This is a genomic window from Vibrio sp. M260121, from assembly GCF_036533715.1.
GTDB lineage: Bacteria > Pseudomonadota > Gammaproteobacteria > Enterobacterales > Vibrionaceae > Vibrio.
Window position 1 is genome coordinate 25,088 of record NZ_JATABF010000027.1, and the last position, 13,967, is coordinate 39,054.

Annotated in this window: 12 protein-coding genes; 2 read left to right on the forward strand and 10 right to left on the reverse strand. The window is 46.8% G+C overall.

Translation table 11 applies throughout. From position 1 onward, the window contains the following. Positions 1 to 88: 88 nt before the first annotated feature. The 4 genes from QTO06_RS15100 to yfbV form a co-directional block, all read right to left on the reverse strand. Positions 89 to 883 carry an ABC transporter ATP-binding protein gene (locus QTO06_RS15100; protein ID WP_331408752.1) on the reverse strand — a complete coding sequence of 265 codons (795 nt, stop codon included), beginning with the start codon at positions 881 to 883 and terminating at the stop codon, positions 89 to 91. Next, positions 880 to 1,815 (reverse strand): ABC transporter permease, encoded by a 936-nt coding sequence (locus QTO06_RS15105; protein WP_009707270.1) that lies wholly within the window; start codon positions 1,813 to 1,815, stop codon positions 880 to 882. The genes QTO06_RS15100 and QTO06_RS15105 overlap by 4 nt, the downstream gene beginning before the upstream one ends. A gap of 55 nt (positions 1,816 to 1,870) precedes the next feature. Next, a complete protein-coding gene (locus QTO06_RS15110; protein ID WP_331408781.1) occupies positions 1,871 to 2,836 on the reverse strand; it encodes an ABC transporter substrate-binding protein in 966 nt (321 codons plus the stop codon). Between the two features lie 315 nt (positions 2,837 to 3,151). Then, a complete protein-coding gene (yfbV, locus tag QTO06_RS15115) occupies positions 3,152 to 3,604 on the reverse strand; it encodes a terminus macrodomain insulation protein YfbV (RefSeq protein ID WP_005439638.1) in 453 nt (150 codons plus the stop codon). A 345-nt stretch (positions 3,605 to 3,949) separates the two neighbouring features. Between yfbV and QTO06_RS15120 the strand changes: the two genes are divergently transcribed. Both QTO06_RS15120 and pta read left to right on the forward strand, forming a co-directional pair. Beyond that, positions 3,950 to 5,146 (forward strand): acetate kinase, encoded by a 1,197-nt coding sequence (locus QTO06_RS15120; RefSeq protein ID WP_005439639.1) that lies wholly within the window; start codon positions 3,950 to 3,952, stop codon positions 5,144 to 5,146. 139 nt (positions 5,147 to 5,285) lie between these two features. Further along, a complete protein-coding gene (pta, locus tag QTO06_RS15125; protein WP_199435853.1) occupies positions 5,286 to 7,451 on the forward strand; it encodes a phosphate acetyltransferase in 2,166 nt (721 codons plus the stop codon). Positions 7,452 to 7,522: 71 nt separating this feature from the next. Here pta and QTO06_RS15130 read toward each other — a convergent pair whose 3' ends face one another. From QTO06_RS15130 to oppB, 6 genes are all read right to left on the reverse strand, one after another. Then, positions 7,523 to 8,797, reverse strand: a complete 1,275-nt coding sequence (locus QTO06_RS15130) for an MgtC/SapB family protein (RefSeq protein WP_331408756.1) — start codon at positions 8,795 to 8,797, stop codon at positions 7,523 to 7,525. A 136-nt stretch (positions 8,798 to 8,933) separates the two neighbouring features. After that, the gene (locus QTO06_RS15135; protein WP_331408758.1) at positions 8,934 to 9,878 is read right to left on the reverse strand and encodes a glutathione S-transferase family protein; all 945 of its coding nucleotides are present in this window, start codon (positions 9,876 to 9,878) and stop codon (positions 8,934 to 8,936) included. A gap of 185 nt (positions 9,879 to 10,063) precedes the next feature. Beyond that, positions 10,064 to 11,056: a murein tripeptide/oligopeptide ABC transporter ATP binding protein OppF gene (oppF, locus tag QTO06_RS15140; protein WP_038889854.1), complete on the reverse strand. Its 993-nt coding sequence runs from the start codon at positions 11,054 to 11,056 to the stop codon at positions 10,064 to 10,066. Beyond that, entirely contained in the window at positions 11,053 to 12,024 is a 972-nt protein-coding gene (locus QTO06_RS15145; protein WP_010449362.1) for an ABC transporter ATP-binding protein, read from the reverse strand. Before QTO06_RS15145 ends, oppF begins: the two co-directional genes overlap by 4 nt. 30 nt (positions 12,025 to 12,054) lie before the next feature. Then, complete coding sequence (gene oppC, locus QTO06_RS15150) at positions 12,055 to 12,957, reverse strand: oligopeptide ABC transporter permease OppC (protein ID WP_020196374.1); 903 nt, start codon at positions 12,955 to 12,957, stop codon at positions 12,055 to 12,057. Positions 12,958 to 12,972: 15 nt separating this feature from the next. Continuing rightward, positions 12,973 to 13,893: an oligopeptide ABC transporter permease OppB gene (gene oppB / locus QTO06_RS15155; RefSeq protein ID WP_005433208.1), complete on the reverse strand. Its 921-nt coding sequence runs from the start codon at positions 13,891 to 13,893 to the stop codon at positions 12,973 to 12,975. Positions 13,894 to 13,967 lie beyond the last annotated feature (74 nt).

Genomic DNA, 13,967 nt, shown 5'->3' on the forward strand with positions numbered 1-13,967 from the left:
TCTAAAAATCCTCCTTTTAAAAATACCGTACGGGTCATTTTCTCAAGGAGGATCACATTTGGTAGGCGTAGTCGAAAAACACTCTAAGCTAGTTCAACAACAAGCTGTCATCTGCCAACTCCTCTCCACGCACTTTAGAAAACATTTCCAATAAGTCTGGTACTTGCATATTCGCTCGCTGCTCACCCGCAACATCAAGAACAATTTCTCCTTGGTGCAACATTACTGTCCTGTCACCACAGGCCAGAGCATCCTTCATCGAGTGTGTCACCATCATTACCGTAAGATTAAACTCGGTGACAATGCGCTTAGTCAGTTCAATAACAAAAGCCGCCATACGAGGGTCTAACGCAGCCGTATGTTCATCAAGCAGTAGTAGCTTACTGTCTGATAGTGTTGCCATAACCAGACTAACCGCTTGACGCTGACCACCAGAAAGTAGCCCAATGCTGTCACCAAGGCGATCTTCAAGCCCTAAACCCAGAATGCTGATACGCTCTTGAAACAGCTTGCGACGTTTCGCTGATAGCGCCATCCCCCACCCGCGACGCTGACCCCGCATGTAAGCAAGCGCCATGTTTTCTTCGATGGACAAATCCCCACAAGTACCCGCTAACGGGTCTTGGAATACACGAGCACATTGAGTCGCTCGTTGCGCCACGGTTTTCCGGGTTACGTCTTGCCCATCAATGATCACCTGACCGCCAATCATCGGCGTCTCCCCTGTCACCGCCCCGAGCAAGGTCGATTTCCCTGCCCCATTGGAGCCAATAACGGTGAGAAACTGATGTTCAGGTACTTCTAACGAAACACCTTTCAAGGCTCTGTTTTCCAAAATGGTTCCGGGATTAAAGGTCACTTGGATGTTGTTTAATTCAATCATAACGCCTCCCCCGAACCATTTTTTGATGCGGCTTGTTTCGCACTGGTCGCGCGTTGTTTCGCTTTCATGCTCTGTTTCAGCTTTGGCGCGATCAACGCCACAGCAACGAGCACCGCCGTCACTAAGTTTAGGTCCGATGCTTGTAGACCAAACATGCCGGAGCTCAACGCAAAGGCAACAGCCAGACGGTAAAGTACTGAGCCGATTATTACCGCACAAACCGCAACCCAGATTTTGCGCCCTGGTATCAGAGTTTGGCCGAGGATCACTGCAGCTAAACCAACTACGATCGTACCTACACCAGAAGTGACATCAGCAAAGCTGTTGGTTTGAGCAAACAGAGCGCCAGCAAAACCGACAAAACCATTAGAAAGCGCGAGGCCAAAGTAGGTGTAAAAAGCCGTACTTGCCCCTTGTGCGGCCACCATTCGAGCGTTCACCCCTGTCGCTCTTAGCCCTAAACCAAAGTCACTGTTAAGAAGACGTACGACAAACAAAGCAGAGAGCAATACTAGTACACCGACAACCAACGGCCGGATGTACATAGAATCTCCCATGGCTTCAAACGGAGTGAGAATGGTGTCCTCACCTAGAAGGGCCATATTGGGCTTACCCATGATGCGAATATTGATAGAGAACGCCGCAATCATGGTAAGAATAGAAGCCAATAGGTGGAGAATGCCGCATCGAACCGCAAGAAAAGCGGTCACCCACCCAGTCATCCCACCAGCAATAACAGCCATTCCGGTTGCGATCCAAGGGTTGATGCCGGCGACGATTGCAGTCGCGGCAACGGCGGCGCCCATCGGGAAACTGCCGTCGACACTTAAATCAGGAAAATCAAGAACACGAAACGTAAGGTAAACGCCCAAAGCCACTAAGCCGTAAATAAGGCCAATTTCGAGCGCACCAAAAAAAGCAAATGCAGACATAACTGCTCCTTTCTGCACAAATCAGGTCGGCATTACACCGACCTGAACGTCACTCTTACTGCATGCTCGTCGCACGTTTTACAACTGAACTTGGTAACTGGATACCAAGCTTAGTTGCCGCTCCTTCATTGACAACAAGGTCTGAACCCGTTGCGACTTTTACGTCTAGCTTGCCCGGTTCTTGTCCTTCCAAAATAGCTGCAACATACTCAGCGGTTTGAACACCCACTTGGTAGTAATCAAAGCCCAAGCTTGCTATCGCGCCTTTTTCTACATAAGACGTCGCACCACCAAACACCGGTTTCTTAGCTTGGTTTGCAGCCACGATCATGCCCTCTATCGCACTGGCTACCGTGTTGTCTGTCGGTGCGTAAATCACATCTGATTTAGCAGCAATGGCTTGGGTCGCGGATTGAACATCAGCGCTTTTCAGAGCCGTCGCTTCAACCACTTTAAGTCCATTTGCTTCTGCACTCTCTTTTAACAGTTGCACCAACGTCACTGCATTAGCCTCACCCGGGTTGTAGACCACGCCAATGGATTTCGCTTCTGGCAAGATCTCTTGAATCAAAGCAACATGTTGAGCAACCGGAGACAAATCAGAAAGACCCGTTACGTTTTTGCCCGGCTGATGCATGGATTTCACAAGCTTTGCGCCCACCGGATCCGTTACCGCAGTAAACACCACTGGGATAGAACGTGTTGCAGACACTAAAGCTTGCGCTGACGGTGTTGCAATTCCCACCAGCACATCTGGGCTTTCACCCACATACTGACGCGCAATCTGTACGGCAATAGCTGGGTTACCTTGTGCGGTTTTGTAGTCAAATTCTAGGTTCTTCCCTTGCTCATATCCTTTCGCTTTCAAGCCATCTAATAAGCCTTGGCGAGTCGCGTCGAGCGCTGGGTGCTCCACGATTTGTGAAACAGCAACCGTCGCAGTGTTAGCAAGCACAGTAGCTGAGGAAAAAACCGTGGTCGCGGCAAGAATAGCAGTGGCGAGTAAACGTTTCGTTTTCATCATGACTCCTTGATGTCTCTCCGTCCTTGAACTGAAAGCCTCATCGAAAATGAATGCTTAACAGAAATAATGAGGAAGATGGGATGTTGTGTTTATTGCTGCGCACTTTTTGTGCATCTAATTGTCATTATTAGCGCTAAGTGTTGGGAAAGAAAAGCAAGATTTAACAACAAAGTAACATTTGTGATCTCGCAATCGGTACGAGAGGCGGTTATTGCAAACTGAGATAAGGGGGAAAGTCATGTTGCGGGCATAAAAAATGGAGTGACTAGAAAACACACTCCATTTCAATGAGTTAATTGTAGATTTGAGGAGTTAGAACCAACGCTCTAATGCAGTCTTATCCAACTGGCGGAACGCTCGGTTTAGGATCACTGCAAGTTCTTTGTATCTTGGACGAGCTTTTGCTGGCTCTAGTGCGAATCCTGATTCCGTAATTTTTTGGTGCAGTTCGCGATACCAAGAGGCCAACGCTGGTGGCAATTTGGTGTTGGAACGACTGCCTAACCACCACATACCTTGCAGTGGCATGCTGATTGCGAACAGCGCAACTACGATCGCTTGAGGAAGTGCGTCATAGTTATTAAACGCCATTTGAGTGAGCACACCGATCGCGGCGACCGCTGGCATCACTTTAATGCCAAAGCGCGTTGCTTTAATAATGCGTTGTTCGGGAAAAATGGCGTTCAGCTCTTTACGAACCGGCCAGATCTCCATGTAACTTTGGCCGTCTTTCAGGCTATGGATCAATCCGACTTGTTTGCTCATACCGCTCTCTCACTAAAAAATAGTTGAACATTTCAACTGAAGGCGCAAAAAATTGATGAAAGTTAATATTCTTTCAAAATTTTTTTGTTATCATTGCCTATTATCGCTATCCTTTGCAGACCCTCAATCTCATTGTTGCTGTTATTTACAATTTAAGCAACTCCGAGATTTTATTCTGCACGGATCGCTTCATAGTGGTGGATGGGTTCATCACTATTCATTTATACGGAATTAGAACAATTTTTGACCAAGATTAGTACGCACCCTTGGCGGTATCGTCTATTCTTGTGATTAATTTTTCATCCTTTAACTGATTTTGATCAGACGAATAACAGGTAGTCACACATGTCTAAGCTAGTTTTAGTTTTAAACTGCGGTAGTTCTTCTCTTAAATTTGCTGTTGTTGATGCAGAAACAGGTGCAGAGCACCTATCAGGTCTTGCTGAATGTCTTCACCTTCCTGAAGCACGTATCAAGTGGAAACTTGACGGTAAACATGAAGCTCAACTAGGTAACGGTGCAGCACACGAAGAAGCACTAGCGTTCATGGTTGAAACTATTCTTGCTTCTAAGCCAGAGCTTAAAGCTAACCTAGGCGCTATCGGTCACCGTATCGTACACGGTGGTGAGCAGTTCACTCAATCTGCACTAATCACTGATGACGTACTAAAAGGTATTCAAGACGCTGCGACTTTCGCACCGCTTCACAACCCAGCGCACATCATCGGTATCGAAGCTGCTAAGCACAACTTCCCAGAGCTTCAAAACGTTGCTGTATTCGACACTGCGTTCCACCAAACTATGCCTGAAGAGTCTTTCCTATACGCTCTTCCATACAAACTATACAAAGAGCACGGTATCCGTCGTTACGGCATGCACGGTACTTCACACCTATTCATCACTCGTGAAGTTGCAGGCCTACTAAACAAGCCAGTTGAAGAAGTAAACATCATCAACTGTCACCTAGGTAACGGTGCTTCTGTTTGTGCAATCAAGAACGGTAAATCTGTAGACACTTCTATGGGTCTTACTCCTCTTGAAGGTCTAGTAATGGGTACTCGTTGTGGTGATATCGACCCAGCTATCGTATTCCACCTACACGACGCTCTAGGTTACTCTGTTGAGGAAATCAACAACATGCTAACTAAAGAGTCTGGTCTTGCTGGTCTAACTGAAGTGACTTCTGACTGTCGTTTCGTTGAAGACAACTACGGTGAGAAAGAAGAAGCAACTCGTGCAATGGACGTGTTCTGTCACCGTCTAGCTAAGTACGTAGCTGGTTACACTGCTTCTATGGAAGGTCGTCTAGACGCAATCACTTTCACTGGCGGTATCGGCGAAAACTCTGGCCCTATCCGTGAAATGGTTCTAAACCGTCTAGGTATCTTCGGTATCGAAGTTGATGGTGAAGCTAACCTTAAAGCACGTTTCGGCGGCGAAGGTACTATCACTACAGCTAACAGCCGTATCCCAGCAATGGTTATCTCTACTAACGAAGAGCTAGTAATTGCTGAAGACACTGCACGCCTAGCAGGTCTTTAATAGATTTAACTGGCTAGCCACTCGGCTAGCCAGTTTTTCTTCCAAAAGAATTTCTTAGGGGCTTAACTCCTATTCTCTGAATTATTCATGGAATAAGAGTTGAGCTTTTATCCCCCAAATAGCTAAAGGTACTCTACGAATGTCTCGTACTATTATGCTTATCCCTGCAAGTGCTGGTGTTGGTCTAACTAGCGTAAGCATGGGTGTTCTTCGCGCAATGGAGCGCAAAGGCGTTAAGGTTTCTTTCTACAAACCAATTTCACAGCCACGTTCTGGCGGTGATCAACCTGATCTAACTTCAACTATCGTTGGTTACAACAGCGATATGAAGATCGGTCAACCACTAGCGATGTCTGTTGCTGAAAGCCTAATCGGTAACGACAACATGGACGAGCTGCTAGAAACTGTTGTTGAGCGTTACAACCAAATCAACAAAGATGCAGACGTAACGCTTATCGAAGGTCTAGTACCAACTCGTAAGCACCCATTCGCTAACCAAGTGAACGCGGAAATCGCAGCTACTCTAGGTGCGGAAATCGTTCTTGTTGCTACTCCTGGTACCGATAACCCAGCTCAACTTAAAGAGCGCATCGAAGTAGCATGTTCTAACTTCGGTGGTACTAAGAACAAGAACATCTCTGGCGTAATCATCAACAAGCTAAACGCACCTGTTGACGAAGCTGGCCGTACTCGCCCTGACCTATCTGAAATCTTTGACGATGCAGACAGCGCGAAGCAAAACGAAATGAAAGTGATGGAAATCTTCAACACTTCTCCAATTCGTGTACTAGGTTGCGTGCCATGGAGCATCGATCTGATCGCTACTCGTGCAATCGATATGGCTCAGCACCTAAACGCTGACATCATCAACGAAGGTGACATTGCGACTCGTCGTATCAAGAGCATCACTTTCTGTGCACGTTCTCTGCCAAACATGATTGAGCACTTCAAACCAGGTTCTCTACTTGTTACTTCAGCAGACCGTCCAGACGTAATCGTTGCAGCAGCACTTGCAGCAATGAACGGTGTTGATATCGGTGCAGTTCTATTGACTGGCGGTTACGACATCCCTGAAGAGATCACTGGTCTTTGTAAGCCAGCGTTCGAAACTGGTCTACCGATCTTCAAAGCACAAGGTAACACTTGGCAGACTTCTCTAAACCTACAGAGCTTCTCTATCGAAGTACCTGCAGACGATAAAGAGCGTATCGAGTTCATCAACGAGCACGTTGCTGGTCACATCGACGGTAACTGGATCGAGTCTATGACTGAAGGCACTCAGAAGTCTCGTCGTCTAAGCCCACCAGCATTCCGTTACCAGCTAACTGAGTTCGCTCGTAAAGCTGGCAAGCGTATCGTTCTTCCTGAAGGTGATGAGCCACGTACAGTTAAAGCTGCGGCTATCTGTGCTGAGCGCGGCATCGCTGAATGTGTGCTTCTAGGTAACCCAGACGAAATCCGTCGCGTTGCTGCACAACAAGGCGTTGAGCTAGGTGCTGGCGTAACTATCATCAACTCTGATGAAGTTCGTGAAAACTACGTTGCTCGTCTAGTTGAGCTACGTGGCGCGAAAGGCATGACTGAAGTTGTTGCTCGCGAGAAGCTACAAGATTCAGTATTCCTTGGCACAATGATGCTTGAGAACGACGAAGTAGACGGTCTAGTTTCCGGTGCGGTTCACACCACAGCAAACACTATCGTTCCTCCGTTCCAAATCATCAAGACTGCACCTGATGCGTCTATCGTATCTTCTGTATTCTTCATGCTGCTACCTGACCAAGTATTGGTTTACGGTGACTGTGCGATCAACCCAGATCCAACAGCTGAACAGCTTGCTGAAATCGCTATCCAATCTGCTGACTCTGCAGCGGCATTCGGTATCGACCCTCGCGTTGCTATGATCTCTTACTCTACTGGTGAATCTGGTAAGGGTGCAGACGTAGATAAAGTACGTGAAGCAACTAAGATTGCTCAAGAGAAACGTCCAGATCTAGTTATCGACGGTCCTCTACAGTACGACGCAGCGATCATGGAAAACGTGGCAGCTTCTAAAGCGCCTAACTCTCCAGTAGCAGGTAAAGCGACTGTATTCGTATTCCCAGACCTAAACACTGGTAACACGACTTACAAAGCGGTACAACGTTCAGCAGACCTAGTATCAATCGGTCCAATGCTGCAAGGTATGCGCAAGCCTGTAAACGATCTATCTCGCGGTGCACTAGTAGACGATATCGTGTACACAGTTGCTCTAACTGCGATTCAGGCGGATCAAGCTGACCAAGCTCGCGAAAAAGCAGTTAACTAATTAACTGCACTTTTCTGAATGCAAAAAACCTCGCCACGGCGAGGTTTTTTTTCACTTTGTGTTCGAATAAATCAATACAAAGCCAAAAACAAAATAGCGCCAGAAAGCACGCAGCCAACCATAACGGGCGCAACTCTTCTCCATAATGCCTTATCCCCTATTGCAACAACCATCCCCATTTTTACCACTGTATTGACTGAGGCCGCGATCAGAATACCCAATGCCGCGGTTTCCACGCTCAAGGTTTGGGTACTTTGCCGTCCAAGCGCAAGGGAAATAGCATCGACATCCGTAATACCAGATAACGCAGACAGTATTAGCACACCAGCACTACCAAACAGATCAGACAGTGCATGCGATAACAACATGATCACGGCGAGCACAACCCCAAAGAAAAGCGCCGATTGAAGGGCTAATGGGTTGGTTTGTTTATTCGGTTGTTCTATTTGCTCAACCTCGCTGCGACGCCATATCCACCAAGCAGACAAATAGAGGGCAGCCATCATGACCAAGGCAATGGGTCCCAACAATGTCACTAATTGGGGATTAATCACCGAAAGAACGATCAGCAACCGAGGAAACATAGTCCCGCAACTTAGCAGTATGCCGCTGGCAAGCAAAGGACTGATATTCGCTTGCTCCCGTGAAAGGTGAGAGAACTGCAGTGTAAGTGCAGTAGAAGAACTTAGCCCAGCGAAGACAGACGTAAACAAAATACCCCGCTTCGCACCACCGATCTTAATCGCGAAATAACCGACAAATGAAATACTAGCAATCAGCACCACCATCCACCAAATTTCATAAGGGTTCAAAGCCTTCCATGGGCCGTAAGCTTGGTTGGGTAAAAGAGGTAATAGGACGATAGAAATGAGCAGCAGACGCAAAGCAGCATCAAGCTCGTACTCTTGGAGACGCTGAAGCGCCTGATGAAGCTCTTTCTTGTTATCCAGTACCACCGCAGTGATAACCGCTGCGGCCGCAGCAAGAACAGGCTCCCCAGAAACAGCGAGACTGCCAAGAACAAAGGTGATCACCAAACTAACCACGCCAGTAATGCTGATGTCCTCACTCTTTCTTTGTTGAATAACAAACGCAATACAGGCAAGGATAACCAAAGCAATCAACGCAAAACCAAGCAATAACGGTGTGTAGATGTTGGCAAGAATCCCAACTAAGCCACCCAGCAAACCGACTAAAGAGAAGGTACGAATACCCGCAACGCGACTGCCCTCAATGCTATTACGCATTACCCAGCCACGTTGAGTTCCGACAATTGCACCTAATAACAGTGCAATAAACAGATTCCAAATTAGATGCTCGCCACTGACAAACTCATTGATATCCATACCCCACCTCAGTCCAAGATCGGCCGTTATATCATCAGTTTATGTTATGAGCGGAAAGAAGTTGTGATGATTGGAAGATATTGAGAAAAAAGAAAAAGCGCCACATCAAATGGCGCTTCTCTCGGAGAGCTTGAAGTTAGATTAAATCTCGGTCATGGGGTGAATCCAAATCTAACTCAGGCCCTTTTGGTACGACTTGCGTCGGGTTGATACCCGTATGACTGAAGTAGTAGTGACGCTTAATGTGGTAGAAGTCGGTAGTCTCTGCGACGCCTTCCACTTGATAAAGCTCTTTCAAATAACCCTGAATATTTGGGTAATCCGCAATGCGTTGTTTATTACACTTAAAGTGGCCTACATACACAGCGTCAAAACGAACAAGAGTAGTAAATAGGCGCCAATCCGCTTCGGTGATTTTATTGCCTGCTAGATAACGATGCGTCGCAAGATGTGCATCAACTTTATCCAGAGCAGTAAACAATGAATCAAACGCCTCTTCGTATGCCTCTTGAGTGGTCGCAAACCCGCAGCGGTATACACCGTTATTCACGTTTGGATAAATGTAATCGTTCCATCCATCAATTACGCTTTGAAGTTGCTCTGGATAATAATCATCGTGATTGCCAGTTAACTCATTGAACTCAGAGTTAAACATACGGATGATTTCAGACGATTCATTCGACACTATGGTGTTGGTCTTTTTGTCCCATAAAACCGGAACGGTAACGCGGCCTGTGTAATCGGGCTTAGATTGAGTGTAGATTTGGTGCATACGAGTATGGCCAAACAGTGGCTCAGGTAACCCCATCTGCCAACCTTCGCTGAGCATATCTGGACACACAACGGTGACGTCAATGTGCTTTTCCAAGCCTTTGAGTTTACGGAAGATCAGTGTGCGATGCGCCCACGGACAAGCGAGTGAAACATACAAATGGTAACGGCCCGACTCTGGCTGGAACGTTGCATCAGGTTTGTTCTTTATCCAATTGCGAAAGCCTGCATCTTCACGAACAAACTTACCACCGCTTGATTTAGTTTCGTACCATACGTCGTGCCAAACGCCTTCAACTAACTTACCCATGACTGCTCTCCTCATATTCTGTTTTCTACTATATTAGCGCTTCATGTACAGCTTAGAATCCGACCATTTAGTCCATCTTGTTCAAGAATTTCGAATGAACTAAAACTAAGAGAAATCGTAGGCATAAAAAAAGCGCGACCCTATAAAAAGGAGCCGCGCTTAAGCCCGTCACAGGCCGAATTTAATTACACTGCTACGTGTAGACAAGATACTGCGTGAACATCTGAACCTTCGATGTGTGGCTTAGTCTTCGCACACTCTTCTGTTGCTTGTGGACAACGAGTACGGAACACACAACCAGAAGGAGGACTAATTGGTGATGGTAGATCACCTTCTAGCATCTGAATCTTCTTGCTGCGTTCAATTTTCGGATCCGGAATTGGAACCGCTGACATCAACGCACGTGTGTATGGGTGTTTTGGATCGGCAAACAATGCTTCCGCTTCACCCAACTCAACAGCGTTACCTAGGTACATAACCAGTACGCGGTCTGAGATGTGTTTCACCACTGACAAATCGTGCGCGATGAATACCAATGAAAGACCTAGCTCTTTTTGCAGCTCTTTCAATAAGTTAACTACCTGAGCCTGAATCGATACATCCAGTGCTGAAACCGGTTCGTCACAGATGATCATCTTCGGCTTTAGAATAAGCGCACGAGCGATACCAATACGTTGACACTGACCACCTGAGAACTCGTGTGGGTAACGGTTGATCACGTTTGGCAGTAGACCAACCTTCGCCATCATCTCTTTAACACGGTCTTTCACTTCTTGCTTAGTCAGTTCTGGGTAGAACGTCTCTAGCGGCTCAGCGATGATGTCGCCGACTGTCATACGCGGGTTCAAAGAAGCCAAAGGATCTTGGAAAATCATTTGAATTTCTTTGCGCGTTTCACGGCGTTGGACGTCTTTCATCTTTGTAAGATCTTGGCCTAACCAAACCACTTCGCCATCTGTTGCTTCAACCAAACCAATGATCGCGCGAGCAAACGTCGATTTACCACAACCAGACTCACCTACTACACCAAGAGTCTCACCTTCGTATAGACGAACGTTTACGCCGTCTACCGCTTTTAGGCTTGAAGGTTTTGCCCAAGGCCATGCAGATTTTGATGCAATGCTGAAGTGAACTTTCAGATCAGATACATCCAGAATTAGTTTTTTGTCTGTACTCATTTGCTCCAAGCCTCCCATTCAGAAAAACATGCACGCTGACGGCCATCACCAAACGGCGTCAGAATTGGTGCTTCACGCTTACAACGATCCATCACACGGTGGCAGCGATCTTGGTAAGGACAACCAGGTGGTAGACGAAGCAAGTTAGGCGGGTTGCCTGGAATCGTCGGCAGGATCTCGCCTTCTGTATCCAAACGAGGAATCGCCTTCAATAGACCTTCCGCGTAAGGGTGGCTTGGGTTGTAGAAGATTTCGTTCACCGTGCCGTACTCCATAGTACGACCTGCGTACATCACAAGTACTTTGTCACATGAACCCGCTACGACGCCAAGGTCGTGCGTGATCATGATGATTGCAGTGTTGAACTCAGATTTCAGTTCGTTCAGCAGATCCATGATCTGCGCTTGAACCGTAACGTCCAATGCCGTCGTTGGCTCATCCGCAATAAGCAGTTTTGGACGACACAGTAGCGCCATTGCGATCATTACACGCTGACGCATACCGCCTGAGAACTCGTGTGGGTACATGGTGATACGCTTACGAGCTTCTGGGATTTTTACTGCTTCAAGCATGCGAACAGACTCTTCGAACGCTTCTGCTTTACCCATACCTTTGTGCAGCATCAGTACTTCCATCAGCTGATCGCTCACTTTCATGTATGGGTTAAGAGACGTCATCGGGTCTTGGAAGATCATTGCGATCTGTTCCGCACGAACCTTGTTCAGCTCTTTTTCTGGAAGGTTAAGAATCTCATTACCTTCGAATTTCGCACTACCAGAGATAATACCGTTCTTAGCCAGTAGACCCATGATTGCGAATACAGTTTGTGACTTACCTGAACCAGACTCACCTACGATACCTAGGGTCTCACCTTGATTCAGAGAGAAGTTCAAATCGTTTACTGCGGTTACGATACCATCTTGCGTGGTAAATTCGACGCGCAGATCTTTGACATCTAATAAACTCATCATTGCTTCCTTCATTCTTTCTATTTTTAATTATCTGTCTTTTGGATCCAGCGCATCACGCAGACCGTCACCAACGTAGTTGAAGCAGAATAGAGTCACAACCATGAATGCTGCTGGGAACGCCAGCTGCCAGATTGCCACTTCCATTGTTTGCGAACCTTCTTGTAGAAGTGCGCCCCAACTTGTCATTGGTTCCTGTACACCAAGACCAAGGAATGAAAGGAATGATTCGGTCAGAATCATGCTTGGGATAAGTAGAGTTGAGTAAACCGCTACGATACCCAGTACGTTTGGAACGATGTGGCGAGTGATGATCTTCCACTTGCTCACACCACAAACGTGTGCCGCTTCAATAAACTCTTTACTACGTAGACTTAGCGTTTGACCACGTACGATACGAGCCATATCTAGCCATGCAATAGCGCCGATAGCGACAAAGATAAGAACGATGTTACGGCCGAAGAATGTTACCAGTACGATAACTAGGAACATGAACGGAACCGCGTATAGGATTTCAAGAATACGCATCATGATACGGTCAACTTTACCGCCGATGAAGCCAGAAGCTGCACCGTAAAGCGTACCAATCACAACCGCAACTAATGCACCTAGAACACCAACCATTAGAGAGATACGACCGCCAATCAGCGTACGTACGTAAAGGTCTCGACCTAAGCTGTCAGTACCGAACCAGTGCTCAGCACTTGGACCAACGTGCATTGCGTACCAGTCTGTATCGTCAAATGTGTAAGGTGCCAGCATTGGCAGGAAGATTACCGCAAGGGTCATCAATGCAAGAATGAACAAGCTCACCATTGCCGCTTTGTTACGCATAAAGCGGATGCGGGCGTCTTGCCATAAACTACGGCCTTCAACTTCCAGGTTCTCTGCAAATTTCTCGACCGCTTCAAGATTCTCTTTTTTCGTTAACATAACCATACTTCCCTGTTAGTAGCGAATTTTCGGGTCAATCATTGCTAGCAGAATATCAACGATAGCGTTGAACAAGATGAATAGGAAACCAATCAGAATGGTTACACCCATTACTAGCGAGTAGTCACGGTTGAAGGCTGCGTTTACAAACAGCTTACCAATACCTGGCAGACCAAAGATGGTCTCAACAACTACCGAGCCGGTGATAATGCCAACAAACGCCGGTCCCATGTAAGACACTACAGGAAGCAGGGCTGGTTTTAATGCGTGTTTCAGGATGATGTAACGGTAGCTTAGACCTTTCGCACGGGCAGTACGGATAAAGTTACTGTTCAATGTCTCGATCATCGAACCACGAGTGATACGAGCAAACGTGGCGACATAAAGCAGTGACATTGCAATCACTGGCAGCACCAAATATTGCCATGAGCCATCATGCCAACCGCCTGCAGGGAATAAATTCCAGTGGAGCGAGAACAAGTAAATCAAAGCCGGCGCCAACACGAAGGATGGCATTACTACCCCAAGCATCGCCGTAGACATAATGGTGTAGTCAAGCCACGAGTTTTGTTTGAGCGCGGCTATGGTCCCGATCGTCACCCCCAGGATGACCGTGAAGATAAAGGCAATGAAACCTACCTTCGCCGATACTGGTAGTGCTACCGAGATTAGCTCGTTTACTGTGTAATCTAAGTATTTGAATGAAGGACCAAAGTCGCCTTGGACAACGTTAGTCAAGTACGTGGTGTACTGCTCAAATACTGGCTTATCTAGGCCATATTTGGCTTCAATGTTCGCCATAACTTCTGGCGGTAATGGACGCTCGCTCGAGAATGGGTTACCCGGAGCGAAACGCATAAGAAAGAAAGATACGGTGATCAAAACCAACATTGTTGGGATCGCCTCAAATATCCTTTTTGCGATGAATTTAAGCATAAACTCACTCTTTCAGTCTGTGACAGTTAAAAAAATTGATGATAGGCACCGCACGTCCCTTTATTGGGACGTGT